This window comes from Proteus myxofaciens ATCC 19692 (assembly GCF_001654855.1).
Lineage (GTDB): Bacteria > Pseudomonadota > Gammaproteobacteria > Enterobacterales > Enterobacteriaceae > Proteus > Proteus myxofaciens.
On sequence record NZ_LXEN01000005.1, the window covers coordinates 37,045 to 60,399 of the forward strand.

Genomic DNA, 23,355 nt, shown 5'->3' on the forward strand with positions numbered 1-23,355 from the left:
ATTGTCCACACTTGGACTCTTTAGGGCACTTTTCAGCCCTTTTTGATGATTTTATGTACAAAAAAAGGCATCTTAAAAAAGATGCCTTTCTCTATAACTCATTGATTATCTTTGATTTGCTTATTTTTCGCTCGTGCGGATAAGGTAATCAAAGGCGCTAAGTGAAGCTTTTGCACCCTCACCAGCTGCAATAATAATTTGTTTATAAGGAACGATTGTACAGTCACCAGCAGCAAATACACCTTTAACAGATGTTTCACCACGAGCATCTACAACAATTTCACCTATCTTATTACGCTCTATCGTACCTTCTAACCATTGAGTATTAGGCAACAAACCAATTTGAACAAAAATACCGGCTAATTCAATATCATGTATTAAATCATTAGTACGATCTTTGTATTTAAGCCCTGTTAATTTAGTCCCATCACCATAAACTTCTGTTGTTTGTGCATTAAGAATCACGTCTACATTGGCTAGGCTACGTAATTTTTTCTGTAAAACATTATCTGCTTTCATTTCTGGCGCAAATTCTAATACAGTAACATGCTCAACAAGTCCTGCTAAATCAATTGCAGCTTCAACACCTGAATTACCACCACCGATTACAGCAACTTTTTTGCCTTTAAACAGTGGCCCATCGCAGTGTGGGCAATAAGTCACACCTCGTGTGCGATACTCATTCTCACCAGGTACATTCATATTTCGCCAGCGAGCACCAGTGGCAATAATTAAACTACGTGTTTTTAATGTTGCACCAGATTGTGTCTCAATCTGATGTAATTCCCCTTCACTATTACCAGGGATCAAACGTTTTACGGTTTGGCTATCAATAACATCAACCTGATAATCATCAACATGTGCTTTTAATGCGCCTGCAAGTTTGGCACCTTCTGTTTTTGATACTGAAATGTAGTTTTCAATATCAACAGTATCAAGGACTTGACCACCAAAACGCTCACCAATTAGGCCTGTATTTAAGCCTTTACGTGCTGAATATACCGCTGCTGAAGCACCAGCAGGGCCACTTCCTACAATAAGTACATCAAAAACATCTTTTTGATTTAATAATTCTGCTGTACGTTTTTCTGCATTACTGTCTATTTTGTTAACGATTTCAGCAAGCGTTATACGACCTTGTCCAAATTCATTACCATTAAGGAATACAGCAGGAACGCCCATAATGTTACGTTCCTGAATTTCATTTTGGAACATGCCTCCATCGATAGCAGTATGCGTTATCTTTGGATTTAAAATCGCCATTAAGTTTAATGCCTGAACAACATCAGGGCAGTTGTGACAAGAGAGCGAATAATAGGTTTCGAAATGAAACTCACCGTCTAACTGACGAATTTGTTCAAGTAATTCTTGTGCTTCTTTTGAAGGATGACCACCCGTTTGCAACAAAGCTAACACTAATGAAGTAAATTCATGCCCTAAAGGTGAACCTGCAAAACGGACACCATTCTTTTTCCCTGGATTCGTTATAAGAAAAGAAGGTTTACGCACATCTTTGCTGTTATCCTCACGATAAGTGACTTTATCAGATAGAGGTTCAATTTCTTTTAATAAAGATTGGATCTCAGCAGAATGCTTGCTGTCATCTAATGATGCAACTAATTCTACTGGCTGTGTTAATCGTTCTAAATAAGCTTTTAACTGAGCTTTTAGGTTATCATCTAACATTTTGCGTCCCTCAATAAAATCGGGTGCCGAAACACCCGATAAATAACTCATCTTGTGGCTTAATTATTTTTAGATTTTGCCGACTAAATCTAATGAAGGTGCTAATGTTGCCTCACCTTCTTTCCATTTTGCAGGACAAACTTCACCTGGGTGGCTTGCTACATACTGTGCTGCTTTTACTTTACGTAATAGATCAGATGCATCACGACCGATACCTTCAGCTGTAACTTCAATTGCTTGGATGATACCTTGTGGATCGACAACGAAAGTACCACGATCTGCTAGACCTTCGTTTTCACGCATATTTTCAAAGTTACGTGTTAAAGCACCTGTTGGGTCACCAATCATGCCATATTTAATTTTGCCAATAGTATCAGAGCTGCTATGCCATGCTTTATGTGTAAAATGAGTATCAGTAGAAACAGAGAAAATTTCTACACCCATTTTTTGAAATTCTTCATAGTGATCAGCTAAGTCACCTAATTCTGTTGGGCAAACAAAGGTAAAGTCAGCTGGGTAAAAGAAGAAAATGCTCCATTTGCCTTCGACGTCCTTTTCAGTCACTTCTACGAATTGACCGTCTTTAAATGCCATGTTTTTGAATGGTTTGATTGGGGTATTAATTAAAGACATTTTGTATCCTCCTGTTTGGTATGAGCCTAATGTACCCATTCCATTTGAGTATGGCTAATACATTCCTACTATCGAATCAATAGGTTTTACCTAACGATTGATATTTAATTGATAGTCTTAGGTTAACAAAATGTAGCAGATAAAACAATTAAAGAGAAAGGATAGCTTTTTGATACATGTCAATTCTCTTTATTTTCCTATAAAGTAATCATAGAAAATTTATATAACAAATTGGTTTATATCTATAAATTAGCCTTTTTCAGAATAGTATAAGTACAGTTAAAAGCATCTTTTTGAATACGATAGATATCTTGATTATCAGTTATCGACTGAACAACAGCATCCCCAGCTTGAAAACGTTGCAATTCACCCCAAGGCGCTTGCATAACAAAGGGCGATGATAATTTAGGAATAATAAAGTAGTTCATCTCAACACCTTTAGGTATATAAGAATGATATTCTTTGGTAGTGCTAGAAACGTCTACTTTATTTACATCAGCTTGCTCATAACGTTGAATAAATTTGTCTTTTTTGACTAATATTTCTTCATTACCTGTTTCAGGACAGATATTTTGTACAACCCAATCACCTATATTTGCTGGTACTGATATTGTTTCAATACCTTCTCCTTTTATGGTTGTAGTAATAATTTCACCTTCTTTTGCCGGCCTCGCTAACACGGGTTTCGTTTTTCTAGCAATACCTGTTAAGCCAGACTGCTTTGCTTGTTCGAAATAAACGATACGATCTTTTTGTGGTAGTTCAGATAGTATCGGATCAGCAAACGTTATAACTGGAAATAACACCATTATTTTAAATAATAAATAAGTACTAGCTATCTTAACTATTTTTTTGTATATATAAAATCGCATTTAGTTATTCTCTATTTCAGGCTTATTGATATTGATATTGATAGGTGGTTATTTTTATTAAAGGAATTATGACAGGAAAAATAAGAATAGTATGCGATTAGAGAAAATCAGACGTAACTTAATTAAGAAGCTCGATGCTTCTCACAATTTTGATATTAACTATATAATAACCAACTGATATAGAAGAGATATTAAGACAAATAGAGACAATTTTTTAGAAGCGATAGAATAATGTTGCACTATTTATTGCATAAAAAATATGTAGAAACTTCAAGCTACAATTTTACTTAAACGATTTATTAATAGAATTAATAATTGTAACTTGAAGTTTTATCTTTCCTAATTAAAAGAAATATTTAAAACGGACACGTGCACCATAACGATCTTTATCGCTACTGTGTACATTAATCTCATCTTTTCCATCAATATGGGAGTAATAAGCACCTAAATAGGTTTTAAAGTTATCCATATCTAAGACATTAGGAAGCTCATAAGAAGCGAATACTGTATTAATATTATATTTTCCTGGGTTAAGCGCTAAGTATGCTTCATCTGTCCCACTCTCTTTTTGATAATACTTTTTAATATCATTGTGCGCATAAATATAGCCTAATTGGAATTTACGCCATAATATATTACCACCAATAGATAAGTCATTTTCTTCATTAGCATCAAGGTAAGCAGTACTTAGATTTGCGACAAAACCATTAATAGGATCATTTGCTAGTGTATCCCATTTCATCGTTAGGCCATACCCAGTACGACGTGATTGGTCATAGAATTGACCATCTTCTTCATAGCCATATGCGTTATTGATAACGTTAGCATCTACAGCAGCTGCAACAGTGAAATTATCTTTTTGCCAAGCCACTACAGGACGCATGTAAATCACATTTTTTCTATTATCTAGTTTACGTCCATGATATTCACCATCTTTAAAAACAGAGGTGCCATCTTCAACTAATGCATTAAGCTCAAAATACCAGTTGTTGTAGTGAGTGTTAACCATCATGCTACCACCATCACTACTACGGCCTCTCCCTTCTTTCATCATGTAAATATAGCCAAAACCATCACCATATAAATCGTTAGCCGTATTTCCTGAATATTCAACAAAAGTATCTTGATTTAATGGGAACATATCATAGGCTTCATATCGACCAATTTTGTATTCCCATTTATCTTTTTGACCAAAATAGAACACAGCATCATCAACGTTCATACTGCCTGTCATATCGGCCATAGGCTGAACGCTAAATCCAGCATAGTTGCCATTTCTTAATTCTCTTTCGCCATCAATGCCAATTAAAATACGACCATTAAGGTCCCATCTTTCTTTATCACCGAAGTCATTATTATTTCCAGCCATTGAATGCATAGAGGTAAGTTGTCCTTTTTTACTCGCAGCATCAATATTATATTCAATATCACCATATAATTTTAGATTTCCCCAATCTGTATTTGTTGAGAAAAACCCTGCACCATCTTTATCATTAGATGTAATTGCTGATTGTTTTTGTATTTCGCTAAGTTGATTTTGTGCAAGTGTCGCTTTTGCCTGAGCATCATCAGACTGCTTTTCTAATAATGCGATACGTTGCTCCATTTTTGCTGTTGTACCACCCTCTATGATTTGGCTTTTCTTTGTACCTTGATTTTGAGTAGCAACTAATTGCTCTAAACGCTCTGCTTTTTGCTCTGCTACCGCAGCCCTAGCTTCAGCAGCTGCGGCACGTTGTTCTAATGCGTTTAACCTTGCCTCAATTGCACTCATATCCATTTGTGCATTAGCACTTAATGGTACTGCTAATATTAACCCTATCGATAAAGATAATGCCTTTACTTTCATTCGAATATTCCTAAGTTAGCAAAAATTGATCTCGTTGTTCTAAAAATAAATAACAATCAATCTGAGTAATCGATTGCTTTTATTAGCAATAAAAATTACTATTTTCTTTTAACTTCATAGAGTTAATCTTTATTATTGCTATCAAAACCTATCTTAATGATGTTAAAATAATGTTTAATCTATTTAAAAATAAACGCTACTAAATAAGATATTTACTAAGTCGTTAACTTATTTTATATATAGTTAAACTAAACCTATTTAAGATTATTGTTATTTCTTTTTGTGAATTTCCCTACTTATTTTTACGTAATATTCTTTATAAATATTAATTTAATAACTGTGCACTGTAAGATAATCATTTATATGGAACGTTTCCATAGGCAATTTTATTTTTTTTGATATTCGTGCAATAAATTTTTGAAATAGTATAAATAATAATCTCAACTCGCTTTATTGCAGATTTTAGACATGGAAATTCCATAAAAGGAAGAATTTTAATTGGTTAGTGATAATACGTATTAAATATAGTGAAAGCGGTTTCTATAATTAGAAACCATTTTTAGGATGGCTAAGATAATTAATGCTACAGAGTATATTTTGACAGAGGCTATATACTAACCTCTGTCTTTTAATCATATTCTACCCGGCTTACGTAAGGCTCTTCGAAAATAAGACACTGGCATTTTGGGACAAACTTGCTCTTTTTCCGCCGGATTATTTTCTAAATCTTCTTTTTCTATATCATTGTTTTTTCGATTGTTTATTAATCTATTTTCTATTTTATTCATCGTCATTTTCCTCAGAGATCAACGCTTCATTAATAGCTTCTATCTGTTCAACCGCTTCATTTAAAATAGATGCAATACGCCCTGCTTTTTCTACTGAGAGCTCTTTTAAAACGAGTTTATGCCGTAATACTGCTTTTAGTTTACCCACTGCGGATTCAATTTCTTCAGAAACACCACCTGCGTTTTGAGAGAGCTCTCTCGCGTATGCAAGTTTACTTTGGATATTTTTTTCAATTTCCTGATGCTCTGCTAAAAATTGTGTACCTTCAGGTGTAATACTGTAATTTTTACGGCCTTTTTCAGCAATATTAGCAACAGCTAAATCTTGCTCTTCAAGTAGTGTTAGCGTGGGATAAATGACACCTGGGCTTGGTACATATAAGCCAGATGACGCTTCATCTATTTCCCGAATAATTTCATAACCATGGCTTGGTTTCGTCGCTATCATACTTAGTAATAGTACACGTAAATCACCATGATCAAACATACGTTTTAATTGGTGACCTTGAGATTTACCTCGGTTAGCACAACCTCGACCACGATGTCCTCGCCCTTCATGATGACAACCGCGAGAATCATTATGTCTACTATGTTCGCCATGACGTCCTTTTCTCTCACTGTGATTCCTATCATGTTCACTATGATGACAACAATGCTCGCCATGGTGTTCTGAGTGAGAACCGTCTTCATCACTTCTTCTGCCTTTGTTATCACAACGTCCTTTGCCATGTCCATGACCGCCATGGTCGGCGCGCTGTTGATAGAGTGCATGCAAAGATCGAATAATCATAAATACTCCTTCATTGCTTTAGATATATCGAATTTATAATGTAAATATAATCCGATATATCTAATTGATCAAGGTTTAGATATATCTATTTTTGTATTTAAAGCCAATATTTAAAGCCAGATAGTCATTAATTATTTGATTTATCTATAAATTCTAAAATGACTTTATCTAATTATAAATAATTCTCATTATCTAATTTGGTTTTTTGTGTGATTAACTTTGTTTGAGGTGACTTTTTGATTTATATGCTGTTAGTGGCAAATATCAACGATGCTATTTATATATTAATAATAAACAATAATGTGACGTTGTCACGTTTATTTAATCGGGAGGTTAAATGAAGATAGAGAAAAAGGATAATGATTGATCAGCCACTTCCTTTTTCTCACAGTTAGATGCTAACGATTATCAAGCGCAGACAATACAACTGTTTTAATATATTGATATCCAGCTTCAATTTTATCAATATCATATTTTTCGGCATCTTTTAATGTGAGTTGTAATATGCTTAGATGCTTGACTATTTTCCACTCATTTTCAGCTAACTCACAACTACGGCAAAATTGAACAGGCACATTTTCACAATTACGAACACAAAGAGTCAGTATATTTAAATCTTGTTTGTGATAGCTTTTTATGACTAAATTTTCATATATTTCTTGATTAAGATTATTTTGTATTTTTAAGCTATGGTTCCCTTCTATCACAACTGCAAAATTTAATTTATTAAAATCCGAAGCTGGTAAAACCTGGATACGATAATAAATTCCGTTCTTCTCAAATGGTGCAGATTGTTCAAATAAATTAGCGAGTTTAACTCTTGTTTCCCATTGTGACTGAGCGAGCTTTCCATAGCCTGAAAAATTAAAAGGATAAAGTTGATGTACACTCCACATTGATGCAACAGCAGGCGCAGATTGTATACCATCTATTTTTTGCATAGCATCTCTGTCTTCAGGACAAATTTGAGGTGGATTCTGTAAAAAATAGCTAATCCTTGTATCTTTAATACATAACACACCGGTAGGATATGGAGAAAATCCAGCTTGAAAAGGCTCAAAAGACACTGAATCAGCATGAGCTAAATGCACAAAGCTATCATAAACATCTGGCTGTAGCTCAAGTAATGGTGCTTCTTTTTTTAGCTTTTCGTTAAGCTCTTTATAAGGAATAATTTGATAATTATCATCAAGAAACAAGCTTTTCATATAACCTAGCTGTGAAGCATCGATATGAATGTAAAAAGAATAATTATAGTTTTCTTCGCATTCTTTTCTTAATTCAAAAAGTGGCTTTAATTTGTCAATAGTGCCATAGATAGGTGAACCTAATAAACCAATAACTCCTAATATAGGTTCTCCTTGATCAATTAGACGGAGAATTATCTCGCGTGTTTTTGTAATATCAGTTTTAAAGGTTTTATCGATAGGTAAGGCTATTAGATTATCGTAACCTAATCCAACGATATCCATTGCCTTTTTCCAGAATTCAAAACGTGAAATAGGTACTAATAATTTACCTAAGTGCATCGTTCTCGTCATTCCTGTACCACGGCAAGTTAAATAACTGACATCATCGAAAATATCACGCTTATGTAATTGCTCACTAATATCGAGAAGTGTTGCAACTGGCATATTAAATAATTCATACGCTTTTTTATCTGCAATTAAATCACGAGATTTAGGATGACGAGCAACCGCCATAGGTAATGTTTTTAGGTTTCTTAGTGCCCATAATATTTCATAGCAGGCAAATATATGGCTTGTTGTAATATGACCAAAAGCATCTTTAGACGTAAATCCAATTAATTGACATAAATCACTGATTATTTGTTCTTCTTGTTGTTTTTGTAATGGAGATTGGTTGTCAAAAACATTATCAGAACTATAAGCTAATGCTGAGAGATAACCTAATTTAGCTAATTTCATTACATGTGAATTATAATGATTAAAAAAAGGCTCTATTTCAGATTGATGATAACAACTTTGTTGCTTGAGCGAATTTAAAATAGTCTCATAAACATCATCTATAGATTGCTTATCAGTTGGTTTATTTGTTAATTTCACCTCTATATTATCTTTACTTTCTATTTGGTTCTTTTCTTTAGAAAAAAAATGCTCACTATTCATTAATATTTTTGCCATCTCCCGATGATAACATGTATGAGTATTAGCGTTTCGAGTAGAATATACTCGTTCTGCATGACCCTCACAGGTTTCTTTATGATTTGCCATCATCGCACCTATATATAAAATTTTGTTATTATTCCCTATCGGAATTAGATTTGTTTTTTGTGAATTTTCTATCGTTTTTCAAATGATATACTATATGATGAGTCAGAATCTTCTTTATTTTATTGATATTCGTTAATATTTTTCAATTTTTACTTTAGTGAATGATACTTTCATTATAAATAATGTAATTTTATTCTCTAATGACATTAAAATATTGTTAATTCTGATTTAAGTTACAACTTACCTATTATGAGTTATTTTTCACAAGTATTAGAAACTAAATCTGATAAAAGAAAAATAATTAGCGTTTTGTATCGTGAAAAATCAAACGTAAAACAAAGGCTATTTATTTTATTTTTTAATAGCAATGATGTTTTATTTGACAAGCATTAATTTATAAAAAAATTAAAAACACATAAAAAATTGATTATGTGCTTTTAAGATTATTCGTGCTTTATAATTAATACATTAAATAAAATTTATAAAAATAGAAAATTGTACTTTTCTTTTATTGTTATTTATTAATGAGTAACTTCAAGTATCACTTTACCAATTAAATCACCTGATTCCATTAATTGATGGGCTTTACCAACTTCATTTAATGGAAAAACGGCATTAATGATAGGGTTAATTTTTCCATCCGCAATAATTGGCCATACCTTCTGTTCCAATTCTCGCGCTATTTCCGCTTTTTCTTCGATATTACGTGAACGCATTGTTGATCCAGTGTGAATTAAACGTTTAATCATTAATGGCATCATATTTAAGTTCTTAGGTGTACCTTTCATCATACCGACTTGAATTATTCGTCCAAATTTAGCAGCAACTTGGTAATTTTTTTCAACGTAGTCACCACCAATAATATCTAAAATAACATCAATACCTTGCCCTTCTGTTAATACCGGTATTTCTTTTGCGAAATCTTTTTGTTTATAGTTAATAACAAAGTCTGCTCCTAATTTTAGTGCTACTATTTCTTTTTCTTCAGATCCTACCGTTGTATATACAGTAGCACCTATTGAATGAGCTAACATAATAGCGACAGAGCCAATTCCTGATGTTCCACCATGAATAAGTACTGATTCACCTTTTTTTAATTTCCCTAATTGAAAAAGATTAGCCCATACAGTAAAGAAATTTTCTGGTAATGCAGCAGCTTCAATATCACTTAATCTCAAAGATGGTAAAGCTATATCTTCATGAGCTAAGCAATATTGCGCATATCCACCACCAGCAACTAATGCACAAACTCGATCGCCTATATTCCATTTAGTGCATCCAGCCCCTAATTTTACGACTTCACCTGCGACCTCTAAACCAGGAATAGGAGAAGCGTCAGAAGGTGGTGGATAACTGCCTAATCGCTGAAAAATATCAGGGCGATTAACGCCAGATGCATTCACTTTAATGAGTACATAGTGAGCTGGAACTTCAGGAAGTGGTACTTTCTGAGATTGTAATTTATCAATACCACCAGGTTCTGTAATCACAATTTCAGTCATTGTTGCTGGTAATAATGTAGATGTATTCATCATATTTTCCTCTAATCGGATAATCATTATATATAATGATTATAACCAACCTTGCTTTTTATGCTGTAGGCAAATCGGGCACAATGTAACTTGTGGCTCCCATGAGAAAAAAGATAAATGGCATTTTTTACAATGTGATTGATGATAATGATAAAGCTGTGGCTCGTTATTTTTTGCTGTTTGTTCAGTAACTTTTATAGATTTTGGAAAACAAACGACTTCACAATTCATACACCCCGTACAGCGTTTTTCATCAATAATAAAGCGATTATTTTCAAGTTCAATCGCCCCTTCATCACAAACATTTGCGCATGCTGAGCAAAGAATACAACTTTCCTTATCTAATTTAATTTGAAACCAGCTATCTTCAGGATAAAGTTGTTTTCTAGCATTTAATCCTATTTTGACGTGATTTTTATTTAGTGGTTTTTCATCTAATTTTTGACGAAAAAGCATAAAACGACGCCCTGTATCTATATCAGCAGGCTCTGTGATAATTAATTGCCAAATTGGTTCTTCTAGTAATTTAAGTTGTAAATTTAAACTCGCTAGAATAGGAAGCCATTTATCAACTAATGGTTCAGCAATTTGCATTGCTCGAATATGGAATTGACGGTGCCAAACTAACAACTCTTCTTTGCTTGCTAAAGGCTCATCATGATCAACAATTAAACGATCATCTTGATAAGTTCTTTCATGAGGTGTGATATTTTCTATCGCATTAACAGGGCAGGTAAATAAACAATTGCCACATTGGAAACAACGTTCATTATCAATAGTCACATTAAGTGGTGCAAAATTTACTGCATCAACAGGACACACTTTAGCACAACTATCACAGAGACTTTGTTTAAGGCGCTTTCTGACACATCGATTGTTAATAACAGGTTCAGGTGGAAGTTCCACCTTAATAAAACGCCTCATACATTACTACTCCACTACAATAAAGAAGACAAATCGATTAAGAATTTCTGCAACAAATATCATAATGCAACTGATTAGAGACCCATACGAGAACGTACTAGAATCTAATGCTAATACTGCATTGCGGTATCGACATAAACTGTCCTCGAATAATGCTATGGACAATCCTCACGCAAAAACGCTTAATCTAAGAGTAACATTATACGCAATCAGTAAAGAATACAGGAATGTTATCGCATCATTTATTGATATAAACCCCACCCACTTTTTAAAATAAAATAGCTGAGTTGCTATACATTTGTTAGTACAGTAAAACCACCACTATTACCTCTTAGTTTACAGTTGAGTTGTCTTGCGCATTTCGTGCTAAAATAAAAAATTGATTGATTCATATCAATACAACTTAATAGTCCACAAAAGGTTCTATATTGATAGATTTCTTATATGAGCCCAGCCATGCAATAAGCTTGGATTATGCAAATAAGCATTAAGTTGTATCAAAAATACACTTGATTAATTTGATAAAGTCTTTTTTGAAAGAATAAGAATAACTGCATAAAAAAACATAATTTTTAAGATAAATAACTAAAAAACAAATTAATATGAAGGGTGTTATTCTTTACAGATGAGCTCGCTTTTTATGTTTACCAAGGATATTTTAGTGATTGCTCTATGACTAGACTAAAAAATCGAATAGTATACCCGCAAGTATAGGGTTATCGAAATGTGTTTTTAAATATACTTAAAGCTAAACATTGTCTTTATCAAAATAAATGGTTTAACACATTTAGAAATATTTTCTTGCGCACCTTTATTCCCCTTACTAATTACAGCAGTATGTGTTAAAATTGACGCATATCAATATTTTCATTTGTAATGAGCAAGCTTATGATCCCAGAAAAACGCGTCGTTCGCCGAATCCAATCTGGCGGTTGTGCAATCCATTGTCAAGATTGTAGTATTAGCCAGCTCTGCATCCCGTTTACTTTAAACGAGCACGAGCTTGATCAACTCGATAATATTATCGAGCGTAAAAAGCCTATTCAAAAAGGCCAAACTCTGTTTAAAGCCGGTGACGAGCTAAAATCACTTTATGCCATTCGTTCAGGTACAATTAAAAGTTATACCATTACCGAAGAAGGCGACGAACAAATTACTGGTTTTCATTTAGCCGGTGATTTGGTTGGGTTTGATGCCATTATTAACACAGAACACCCAAGTTTTGCACAAGCTTTAGAAACATCTATGGTTTGTGAAATACCATTTGAAACCTTAGACGATTTATCAGGTAAAATGCCTAATTTACGTCAACAAATGATGCGTCTGATGAGTGGCGAAATCAAAGGTGACCAAGAGATGATTTTACTGTTATCTAAAAAGAATGCAGAAGAACGCCTTGCCGCTTTTATTTATAATCTTTCTCGTCGTTTCGCACAGCGTGGTTTCTCACCTCGTGAATTTCGTTTAACGATGACTCGTGGTGATATCGGTAACTATTTAGGGCTTACTGTAGAAACCATTAGCCGTTTATTAGGTCGCTTCCAAAAAAGTGGTATGTTAAGTGTTAAAGGTAAATATATCACAATAGAAGATGGCACATTATTAAGTGAATTAGCAGGTAAATTGCCCTCTTCTACTGAAGCTTAATTTAAATACTCAGCCCACATTATTTATAACGGGATGCAAAAAATTGTGTCCCGTTTTCTATTTTATACTATTGCATTTGTACTTCTTAGGTTATCTTTAAAGTTGTAGATGGATACATCCAGCCCAAAAGAGGATATCGCAATGGAAAAATACCAGAACCTTCTCGTTGTCATTGATCCTAACCAAGATGACCAACCAGCACTACGTCGTGCTGTTTATATCGTTCAGCGTAATGGTGGGCGGATAAAAGCTTTTCTACCTGTTTACGATCTCTCATATGACATGACAACCCTTTTATCCCCCGATGAACGAGATGCCATGCGTAAAGGTGTTATTAATCAAAAAACTGCTTGGATAAAGCAACAAGCTCGTTATTATCTTGAAGCTGGTATTGATATTGATATCAAAGTGATTTGGCATAGTCGCCCTTATGAAGCGATTATTGAGGAAGTGATTGCAGCTAAACATGATGTGCTGTTAAAAATGGCTCATCAAAATGATAAATTAGGCTCCTTGATTTTTACGCCTCTTGATTGGCAATTATTAAGAAAATGTCCTTGCCCTGTATGGATGGTAAAAAATAAGGTATGGCCTGAATATGGCACTATCGTTGTTGCCACTAATTTAACGAATGAAGAATCTTACCATGATGCACTCAATTTGAAATTAATTGAGTTAACAACGGATCTAGCTCATCGTATTCAAAAAGATCCTGATGTACACCTGCTTAGTGCTTATCCTGTTGCTCCTATTAATATTGCCATTGAACTCCCTGATTTTGATCCAAACCTCTATAACAATGCATTACGTGGACAACATCTAATCGCAATGAAAGAATTACGTCAGCAATTTGCAATTCCTGAAGAAAAAACACATGTTAAAGAAGGATTACCAGAACAAGTTATCCCTCAAATGTGTGAGGAACTTAATGCGGGTATAGTGGTATTAGGTATTTTAGGAAGAACCGGATTATCTGCGGCCTTTTTAGGTAATACAGCAGAACAGCTGATCGACCATATAAAATGTGACTTATTAGCAATTAAACCTGATGGATTTACATGTCCTATCACTGTTGATACTGATAACGCGTAATTTGATTTTAATTTATTATATATAAAACACCCCAAAGACAATATTGAACTTTGGGGTGTTTTTTTATATCTTAAAAATTACAGTGCTTTTAATATAGCATCTACGCTTGCTTTAGCATCACCAAAAAGCATTTGTGTATTTTCTTTAAAGAACAGTGGGTTTTGTACGCCTGCATATCCCGTATTCATTGAGCGTTTAAAGACAATAACATTTTGCGCTTTCCAGACTTCTAATACTGGCATTCCTGCTATCGGGCTATTAGGATCATCTTGAGCTGCTGGATTAACTGTATCGTTTGCACCAATAACGAGTACTGTATCAGTATCTGAGAAATCATCATTAATTTCATCCATCTCCAATACCACGTCATAAGGTACTTTTGCTTCTGCTAACAAGACATTCATATGTCCTGGTAAACGACCAGCAACCGGATGAATACCGAAACGGACTTTGATACCACGTTGGCGAAGTTTTTCTGTAATATCATGTACAGGATATTGCGCTTGAGCAACCGCCATACCATAACCTGGAGTGATAATAACTGATGTTGAGTTTTTCAGCATGTCAGCCACTTCTTCAGCTGTTGTTTCACGATATTCACCCTCTTCACCTTCTTCACTAGATGCCGAGCCATCAGTACCAAATCCGCCAGCAATAACACTAATAAAAGAGCGATTCATTGCCTTACACATAATGTAAGAAAGGATTGCACCAGAAGAACCCACAAGTGCCCCTGTCACGATTAATAAATCATTACTTAGCATGAAACCTGCGGCTGCGGCTGCCCATCCTGAATAAGAGTTCAGCATAGAAACAACAACTGGCATATCAGCCCCACCTATAGAAGCGACTAAATGCCAACCAAAGACTAATGCTATTATTGTCATCACAATGATAAGGAATACTTGCAAACCAACACTGTCAGTTTTAACAAACCAAATCATTAGTAAAAATGAAACAACGAGCGCTGCTAAGTTTAACTTATGACGATTAGGTAACATCATTGGTTTAGATGACATTTTCCCACTTAATTTGCCATAAGCAACAATCGAACCTGTAAAGGTTACCGCACCAATAAATATACCTAAAAAGACTTCTGTGAGATGGATATTCGCCATTACAGGATCCATCGCACTACTGTGATCAAGATAGCTATTAAAACCGACTAAAACCGCTGCTAAACCTACAAAACTATGTAAGATAGCAACAAGTTCTGGCATTTGTGTCATTTCGACTTTCTTAGCCAAACGTGTACCAATAACAGCACCAATCACCATAGCAACGATGATCCAGCCTACATTACCGGCATAAGGACCAAAAATTGTCGCGAATAACGCGATAGCCATACCTGCGATACCAAAATAATTACCTTGTTTCGAGGTTTCATGCTTTGATAGCCCTGCAAGGCTAAAAATAAATAATATTGCGGCGACAATATATGCCGCTGTAACTACGCCGCTGGACATAATTGTCTCCCTTATCCTTTACGGAACATTTTCAACATACGTTGAGTAACAGTAAACCCACCAAAAATATTAATACTTGCAATTAAAATGGCGATAAATGAGAAAATGCTCACCCAACCACCAGAGCCTATTTGCAATAAAGCCCCAACAACAATGATACCGGAGATAGCATTAGTGACTGACATTAATGGTGTATGTAATGAATGGCTAACATTCCAAACAACGTAATAGCCTACAACACATGACAGCGCAAAAACGGTAAAGTGTGATAAAAATTCTTTTGGTGCCACATTAGCAAGCCAAGCAAATAAGAGAAAAGCAACAACTAATAAACCATATTTTTTCCAAGGAGACATCAGCTTAGTAACAGGTTTCTCCTGTGTTTTAGTTGTAGGGGCGGCCTTCGGTTGCGCTGATACTTGAATTGGTGGTGCAGGCCATGTAACTTCACCATCACGTATAACAGTAACACCACGAATAACAACATCATCAAAATCAATATTGATATTGCCGTCTTTTTCTTTACAAAGTAATTTCAATAAGTTAACTAAGTTAGTACCATAAAGCTGTGAAGATTGAGCCGGTAAGCGTGCGGCTAAATCTGTATAACCAATGATTTTTACACCATGTTCTGTGGTAAAAATTTCATTTGCAACAGTGTATTCACAATTACCGCCATTTTGAGCAGCAAGATCGACAATCACGCTTCCTGGTTTCATTGAATCAACCATTTCTTTGGTGATAAGCTTGGGTGCTGGTTTACCAGGAATTAATGCGGTTGTAATGATGATATCAACATCTTTTGCTTGCTCTGCAAAAAGCGTCATTTCAGCATCGATAAAGGCTTTAGACATCACTTTTGCGTAGCCATCACCACTACCAGATTCTTCTTTAAAATCAATCTCAAGAAATTCAGCGCCCATACTTTGCACTTGTTCTTTGACTTCTGGTCGAGTATCAAATGCTCGAACAATAGCGCCTAAGCTACCAGCAGCACCAATAGCAGCAAGCCCTGCTACACCTGCACCAATCACCATTACTTTTGCTGGTGGTACCTTTCCTGCTGCAGTAATTTGACCTGTAAAGAAACGACCAAATTCATGAGCAGCTTCAACAACTGCACGATAGCCTGCGATATTCGCCATTGAGCTTAACGCATCGAGAGATTGTGCACGAGAAATACGTGGCACACTATCCATGGCCATAACGTTAATGTTTTTTTCAGCTAATTTCGCGAGTAATGCCTCATTTTGAGCAGGCCAGATAAAACTGACTAGCGTGCAGCCTTCTTTTAAGAGTACAATTTCTTCATCAACCGGTGCATTCACTTTTAAAATAATGTCTGATTGCCAAATATTTTTATCGTTAGCAATCTCAGCACCTGCTTTCTCATAAGCGCTATCTTCAAAGCTGGATGCTATACCAGCTCCGCTTTCAATTGCGACTGTAAAACCTAACTTTATAAGTTGAGCAACTGTAGCGGGTGTTGCTGCAACTCTTGTTTCGTTAGAAAGTCGCTCTTTGGGTATTCCAATTCGCATAATTAGTCCTTCTTATCCATACGAAAATTGTTAAAATTTTCTCGTCAGTGTCATAAATTTGAAAAAAGCGTGTAAAAAGTTATCGTTTTCATGCTATTAATCGGAGTTCTAATAAACTACTGAAAATAAAACCAATAATCTAGTTCAGAGTAAAGCTAAAATTGAACTTAATTGGATCATTTTAGTCGAAATGGCATATTAATGAATTATTCACTATATTCAGGTAAATATCTGGTACCATATACTGGTCATATGTTCCACTGGTTAATCACTAAATAAAATAATGCGACAAATGCTATTATTACATGTAATAATTACGCCCTATGTGATAAACCACGATGTTCAGCACATGACCAATATTAATTGCGCAAGGCGGAAGGATTTTGTATGAAGCTGAAAACCTCAGTCATCGCAGCAGCGATGTTATCTTTAACTAATATCACTGTTGCGCAGGCTGCTCAGGAACTGACTCCAGAACAAGCGGCAGAGCTAAAACCATTTGAAAGAATTACAGTTATCGGTCGCTTTAATGCGATTTATGAAGCAGCTGATGCGGTATCCCGCCGTGCTGACAAAATCGGTGCTGATAGTTTTTATATTCAAGGTTTAGATGATATTAGCGATAGTGGCAACATGAGCGTAACAGCTGATGTATACCGAAAAGATGCACCTAAAGCAGAAGAACCAGAATATCGTGTTTTCCATGGATTAAAAGAACTACCAAAGCCTGAAGCTATCCTATTACAGCCTTTTGATACTGTTTCCATTCGTGGCTACTATCCAACGACGCCTGATATTAATGAAGCAATTGCAAAAGAAGCTGCTAAAAAAGGGGCTGCCTCTTTCTTTATTGTCCGTAATGTCGCGACAAATGATGGTGGCAACCAAGAAGTGACAGCCTACATTTACAAAAAAGATGCACCTAAAAGAGCAATTCAGGCTCCAGAAGCCGTTGTTCCTTATGATTCAGATGCAGGTCGAGCTCTTATTGCTGAAGGCGGTAAAGCTGCTGATAAAGTTGAAAAACCCGGGTTGGCTTCAAACACTGACTTTGATAGAAGTGTAGGTCAGTTTACTGATACACAATCATCAGGAGCAAGTGGACGTTACACTGTAACCTTACCAGATGGACAAGAAATTCAAGAAGTCAATAAAGCAGCTGCGGCATTAATGGAACCGTTTGATACCATTACATTCAGTGGTTATTTTACCAACTCACCAGAAGTTTCTTACCAGGTTGCTAAACGTGCTGCTGCAAAAGGTGCTAAGTACTATCATATCACCCGTGAATGGCAAAGTGATGGCGGCAACGTAACAATTACAGCTGAACTCTTTAAATAATACTCTTCTTTTATTAAAAGACTTTGCTAAGGCAAAGTCTTTTTCTTATTCTTTTCTATCTAGCTCCTTTCAACACAATGACTCACAGCATGCATAGATTTTATGATTTTATGCATAGACAACCATATTAACTCTACGTAAAATCTCGCTGATTTTTAGTGTTTTTGTCTTTGTCTTAAATTTAGATATTTATAATTATTCTGTTTATTAAACCAAAAACAAGAAATTACGCTATTTGTTTACCATTTTAATCACATAGGAAGTTATCCTTGAATAAAAAACTTGGTTTAATGTCACTCACCGCGTTAGTTTTAAGCTCTATGGTTGGTGCAGGTGTATTCAGTCTTCCTCAAAATATGGCTGAAGTTGCAAGCCCTGCAGCGCTTATTATTGGTTGGATTATTACCGGAATTGGCATTCTCTTTTTAGCAATATCACTCTTGTTGCTTTCTCGTTTACGTCCTGATTTAGATAGTGGCATATTTACTTATGCCAAAGAAGGATTTGGTGAATTTGTTGGATTCTGCTCAGCATGGGGTTATTGGGTTTGTGCTGTTGTTGCTAATGTTTCTTATCTTGTCATCGTCTTTGCCGCATTAAGCTTTTTTACAGACACACCTGAAAACATTATCTTTGGTGATGGAAACACTGCGCATGCTTTAATTGGTGAATCTATTCTACTTTGGGTTGTTCATTTTTTAGTATTACGTGGAGTACAAACGGCAGCGAGCATTAATTTAATGGCGACACTCGCGAAACTTATTCCATTAGGCTTATTTATTGTCGTCGCCCTACTTGCATTTAAAAAGGACATTTTCACACTTGATTTCACAGGAATTGAAATGGGCGTTCCAGTGTGGGATCAAGTTAAAAATACCATGCTAATTACACTTTGGGTGTTTATTGGTATTGAAGGTGCTGTGGTGGTTTCTGCAAGAGCAAAAAATCGTCGAGATGTTGGCTTAGCGACAATTTTAGCTGTTGTTACAGCTTTGATTATTTATATTCTTGTTACACTGTTATCGCAAGGCTTAGTCAGCCAATCAGATTTAGCAGCGATGAGAAATCCATCGATGGCACCTTTATTAGTGCAATTGATTGGTAGTTTTGGTGAAATTATCATCGCCGCTGGCTTAATTTTATCAGTATGTGGAGCTTATTTAAGTTGGACCATTATGGCGGCTGAAGTCCCTTTTATTGCATCTTTACATCGCTCTTTTCCTAAACAATTGAGTAAACAAAATAAAAATGATGCGCCATCATCTTCTTTATGGTTTACCAATTTTGCAGTGCAATTATCGTTAATTTTAATTTGGTTAACAGGAAGTAGCTATAATACATTATTGACCATTGCTTCTGAGATGATCTTAGTACCCTACTTTCTGGTGGGCGCATTTTTAATTAAAGTTGCATTAGCACGTAAAAGTAAAGCTTTATTACTAATTGCTATTCCTGCAAGTGTTTATGGATTATGGCTACTTTATGCATCTGGGATTGTTAATTTATTATTATCAGTTGTACTTTATGCACCAGGGGCTTTACTTTTCCTATATGCGCGTAGTCAGTATAAAAACAAACCCCCATTACATACTAGTGAAAAAATAATGCTTTCACTTGTGCTATTTGGGGCAATTCCTGCTTTAGGTTATCTCGCCATTAACTAGTTTTTAACACATGCTCAAAAGTGCTATTAAGCCCTGTTTTACGGGGCTTTTTTATAACTATAGTCCTGCCATTTTTATTTTTCTGTTAAGCTATTTAGAATAGAAGCTCCTTAGTTAAGGTATTTAACAAAACACTTATTGTATGTTGTAACTAATGTAAGTTAATAGAAATAACAGCATCTATAAAAAATAAAAACCTTATTAAAGTTTTCTTTTTTTATAATTCTAGTTTAGGAATCTATATTTACTCTCGTTAGCCTATAGTAAAAATCATTCAATGGAGAATAAATAGAATATAGCTCTTTATATTTTATATTACTTGGTGTTTTGCATCTTCTTTATGTTTTTTAGGAAATAATCTATTATCCAGTTCGCTAAAAATACATTTTTAACTATCAATATAATAAAGGAATTCTTAAATGAGAATAAATAGCTTCAAAATTATCACACCATTATTATTAGTACTATCAACATCTAATGTAATGGCTAATAATTCATCAGGTACAATTAACTTTAACGGAGAAATCCTTTCAACATCATGTACTTTACTAACACAAAACATCAATGTTGAACTTCCTAAAATAAATAAAACTGATTTACCAAAATTGAATATGCTACCTAAAAACGTTACTAGTAAAAATAGCAAACCATTTGAAATTATATTGCAAGACTGTGGTGATAATAATAAAACTGTAGATGTTACTTTAAAATCTAATAAAGTCATGGATCGTCATAGCCATATAATGCTCAACTTAAATACTAGCCCTTCTGCTGCAAAGGATGTAGGGATCACCATTAATGTTAATGAATTGGAAAATAAAGAATCTATAAAACTAGATGGTTCAAAACCACTTACTAAAAAAATAACGGATAAAAAAGCTATATATAAATTTACTGCAAACTATGTTTCAACAGGAAATAATCCAACTTCTGGAATTGTTACTACACAAGCTACGTTTGATATCGTTTATAAATAATTAATAAAAAACACAGGATTATTAAATGAAAAATTATATTTCCTTTATAATAATTCTGTGTTTCACTTCTATAACCAATGCTAATGTTATTTATAGTGGAACACGTTTTATTTATAATGAATCAAATAATAAAATAATAATAAATATTAGCAATAAGAATGAAAAAGATGATTTTTTAATACAAAATTGGATAACGAAAGGTAATGAAAACAAGAGTCCCTTTATTATTACACCTCCATTATTTAAATTAAAATCATCACAAGATGCCATATTAAAGATAACTCAGATAAAGCCAGTATTAGAAAATGATCGCGAAAGTATATTTTACTTAAATAGTAAATCAATCCCATTAGTAAAATCTGAAAATAATAATCTTCATATTTCTTTTAAATCTATTTTTAAACTATTTTATCGACCTAATGGATTGACTGAATCTCATGATGATGCAGCAAAAAAAATATCCTTTTCGTTTAATAATAAAAGAGAATTAATTATTAAAAATGATTCAGCTTATTACTTCACTATCTTAGATATTTATACAAAAGAAATTAAAAAAGATATTTCTATCATGATATCACCTTTTAGTGAAATAAATATAGGAACAGTTACATTCAACTCTACTAGATTAAATTGGAGCTATATCAATGACTATGGAAATAAAGTTGATGTTAATGCCATAGATAATGACTAATATTATGAAAAAAATATCATTATTAACAATATCTCTTGTTTTTTCTTCTTATATAAAAGCTGATGAATATTATCTGCAAGCTCTTGAAAACTTCAAAGGCGACATTGATATCTCATCATTAATTAATGAAAATTTTCTTGAGGGAAATTATAAAATCTCATTTTATATAAATGATATAAAAAAGCTTGATTGTGATTTATACTTTAAAAATACAGAAAAAAAAATTCATCCAGAAATAACATTACATCAATTAAAAAATTTGGGTATAATAACTGAATATTATGATGAGTTAAAAAATAAAAAAAATACAGATGTTATTGACCATAATATATTAGCCGATATATTTAAAATGAAAATCAATTTAAATAACCAAGAACTTTTTCTAAAAGTTCCAACTATTGCTTTAAATAATGGTTTAGATACTCTTAGAGAAAATTGGGATGATGGTATCAATGCCAGTTTTATAAATTATGATTATTATGGAAATTATTTTAAAAATAGGCAAGGCACTTCATCTGGCGAACATTTTCATAACCTAGTCCTTTATAATGGTATAAATATAAATTTATGGCGATTTAGACAAACTTTAAACTATAATAATAGAGAGCGCAAACTCTCTATTGAACAGCAGTATATCTACAGGTCATTAAAAGAATTAAATTCAACGTTAACATTAGGTGATTTTTATACTTATGTTCCAAATTTAAATACTTATAGATTGATAGGAATACAATTGAATAATGATACATCTATGCTCCCCCCTTCTTTTACTGGTTATGCACCTATAATTAAAGATGTTGCTAGCACTTATGCCGACATTATTATTGAAAAAAATGGTATGGAAATATATCGAATATCTGTGCCACCAGGGCCTTTTATACTTGATAAAATTCCAGCCATTGGATTTGATGGTGAGCTTACTCTTATTATTAAAGAAGAAAATAATAACATACGTAAAATTAAGATTTGGAGTTTTTTATCACCCAATTTATTAAGAGAAAAGCAATGGAATTATTATTTTTCAGCAGGGTTAATTAATGATCACTATCATCAAAATAAAAAAAAATTGATACAAATAAGTTTATCTTATGGCGTTAATAATAGATTAACAATCTATAGCGGATTAGAAAAAAAAAGGAAAACGTTAGATGGTTTTTTAGGAACTACCATAGGATTAAATGCACTAGGAGTGATTTCATTAGAATTTAATTGGAAACAAAATGATAAATATATTTTATATAATGTCAAATATGCAACAACTTTACCCTATACTAATACTAATTTATCTTTAAACTCATCCTTTTATAATTTAAAAAACAAACCCTATGAAAATAATAAAAAATATGAATCCGGATTTATCTTATCACAGAACTTAACTAATAGTGTATCTATACGAAGTGGGTATAACATAACTTCATATTATCTGAATAAAGAAAAATATTTCTTCATTAGCGGTGCTTCAGATTATAAGAATCTTTCATATTCTATTGAGTTTCATGATAAACAAAATATTTATTATAATCATGATAGAAAAATATATATTTCTTTAAATTATCCTCTTGACCAACGGTCTTCTCATTGGATGATGATACGTAGCATCTATAAGGATAAAGAAAAATCCGGATTCA

Annotated in this window: 18 protein-coding genes; 7 read left to right on the forward strand and 11 right to left on the reverse strand. The window is 33.7% G+C overall.

Annotated features, from left to right (window positions below; translation table 11 throughout):
- Positions 1 to 120: 120 nt before the first annotated feature.
- The 9 genes from ahpF to M983_RS00590 form a co-directional block, all read right to left on the reverse strand.
- Positions 121 to 1,686 carry an alkyl hydroperoxide reductase subunit F gene (gene ahpF, locus M983_RS00555; RefSeq protein WP_066745415.1) on the reverse strand — a complete coding sequence of 522 codons (1,566 nt, stop codon included), beginning with the start codon at positions 1,684 to 1,686 and terminating at the stop codon, positions 121 to 123.
- A gap of 69 nt (positions 1,687 to 1,755) precedes the next feature.
- Complete coding sequence (ahpC, locus tag M983_RS00560) at positions 1,756 to 2,319, reverse strand: alkyl hydroperoxide reductase subunit C (protein ID WP_066745418.1); 564 nt, start codon at positions 2,317 to 2,319, stop codon at positions 1,756 to 1,758.
- A 242-nt stretch (positions 2,320 to 2,561) separates the two neighbouring features.
- Positions 2,562 to 3,128, reverse strand: a complete 567-nt coding sequence (locus tag M983_RS00565; protein ID WP_425415157.1) for a hypothetical protein — start codon at positions 3,126 to 3,128, stop codon at positions 2,562 to 2,564.
- A 406-nt stretch (positions 3,129 to 3,534) separates the two neighbouring features.
- Positions 3,535 to 5,040: a carbohydrate porin gene (locus tag M983_RS00570; protein WP_074388126.1), complete on the reverse strand. Its 1,506-nt coding sequence runs from the start codon at positions 5,038 to 5,040 to the stop codon at positions 3,535 to 3,537.
- A gap of 632 nt (positions 5,041 to 5,672) precedes the next feature.
- A complete protein-coding gene (locus tag M983_RS17475) occupies positions 5,673 to 5,828 on the reverse strand; it encodes a hypothetical protein (protein ID WP_167348662.1) in 156 nt (51 codons plus the stop codon).
- A complete protein-coding gene (locus M983_RS00575) occupies positions 5,821 to 6,618 on the reverse strand; it encodes a PadR family transcriptional regulator (RefSeq protein ID WP_066745421.1) in 798 nt (265 codons plus the stop codon). The genes M983_RS17475 and M983_RS00575 overlap by 8 nt, the downstream gene beginning before the upstream one ends.
- Positions 6,619 to 7,016: 398 nt before the next feature.
- Positions 7,017 to 8,852, reverse strand: coding sequence for a pyridoxal-dependent decarboxylase (locus tag M983_RS00580; protein WP_066745424.1), 1,836 nt, complete (start codon positions 8,850 to 8,852; stop codon positions 7,017 to 7,019).
- Between the two features lie 521 nt (positions 8,853 to 9,373).
- On the reverse strand, positions 9,374 to 10,387 hold the full coding sequence (locus tag M983_RS00585) for an NAD(P)H-quinone oxidoreductase (protein ID WP_157091902.1): 1,014 nt from the start codon (positions 10,385 to 10,387) through the stop codon (positions 9,374 to 9,376).
- A gap of 36 nt (positions 10,388 to 10,423) precedes the next feature.
- A complete protein-coding gene (locus M983_RS00590) occupies positions 10,424 to 11,308 on the reverse strand; it encodes a 4Fe-4S binding protein (protein ID WP_066745430.1) in 885 nt (294 codons plus the stop codon).
- Positions 11,309 to 12,196: 888 nt separating this feature from the next.
- On the opposite strand from M983_RS00590, the gene M983_RS00595 reads away from it, so the two are divergent.
- Positions 12,197 to 12,955 carry a fumarate/nitrate reduction transcriptional regulator Fnr gene (locus M983_RS00595; RefSeq protein WP_066745434.1) on the forward strand — a complete coding sequence of 253 codons (759 nt, stop codon included), beginning with the start codon at positions 12,197 to 12,199 and terminating at the stop codon, positions 12,953 to 12,955.
- 141 nt (positions 12,956 to 13,096) lie between these two features.
- Positions 13,097 to 14,047, forward strand: a complete 951-nt coding sequence (uspE, locus tag M983_RS00600; protein ID WP_066745437.1) for a universal stress protein UspE — start codon at positions 13,097 to 13,099, stop codon at positions 14,045 to 14,047.
- A gap of 77 nt (positions 14,048 to 14,124) precedes the next feature.
- Here uspE and pntB read toward each other — a convergent pair whose 3' ends face one another.
- The gene (pntB, locus tag M983_RS00605; protein ID WP_066745440.1) at positions 14,125 to 15,513 is read right to left on the reverse strand and encodes a Re/Si-specific NAD(P)(+) transhydrogenase subunit beta; all 1,389 of its coding nucleotides are present in this window, start codon (positions 15,511 to 15,513) and stop codon (positions 14,125 to 14,127) included.
- An 11-nt stretch (positions 15,514 to 15,524) separates the two neighbouring features.
- Positions 15,525 to 17,054 (reverse strand): Re/Si-specific NAD(P)(+) transhydrogenase subunit alpha, encoded by a 1,530-nt coding sequence (gene pntA / locus M983_RS00610; RefSeq protein WP_066745443.1) that lies wholly within the window; start codon positions 17,052 to 17,054, stop codon positions 15,525 to 15,527.
- A gap of 387 nt (positions 17,055 to 17,441) precedes the next feature.
- Between pntA and ydgH the strand changes: the two genes are divergently transcribed.
- From ydgH to M983_RS00635, 5 genes are all read left to right on the forward strand, one after another.
- The gene (gene ydgH, locus M983_RS00615; protein WP_066745445.1) at positions 17,442 to 18,395 is read left to right on the forward strand and encodes a DUF1471 family protein YdgH; all 954 of its coding nucleotides are present in this window, start codon (positions 17,442 to 17,444) and stop codon (positions 18,393 to 18,395) included.
- A gap of 269 nt (positions 18,396 to 18,664) precedes the next feature.
- Entirely contained in the window at positions 18,665 to 20,059 is a 1,395-nt protein-coding gene (locus M983_RS00620; RefSeq protein ID WP_066745448.1) for a basic amino acid/polyamine antiporter, read from the forward strand.
- Positions 20,060 to 20,478: 419 nt separating this feature from the next.
- Positions 20,479 to 21,036, forward strand: a complete 558-nt coding sequence (locus tag M983_RS00625) for a fimbrial protein (protein WP_066745459.1) — start codon at positions 20,479 to 20,481, stop codon at positions 21,034 to 21,036.
- A 25-nt stretch (positions 21,037 to 21,061) separates the two neighbouring features.
- Complete coding sequence (locus M983_RS00630) at positions 21,062 to 21,727, forward strand: fimbrial biogenesis chaperone (protein ID WP_066745461.1); 666 nt, start codon at positions 21,062 to 21,064, stop codon at positions 21,725 to 21,727.
- Between the two features lie 4 nt (positions 21,728 to 21,731).
- On the forward strand, positions 21,732 to 23,355 hold a 1,624-nt coding region (locus M983_RS00635), incomplete at its 3' end, for a fimbria/pilus outer membrane usher protein (protein ID WP_167348663.1).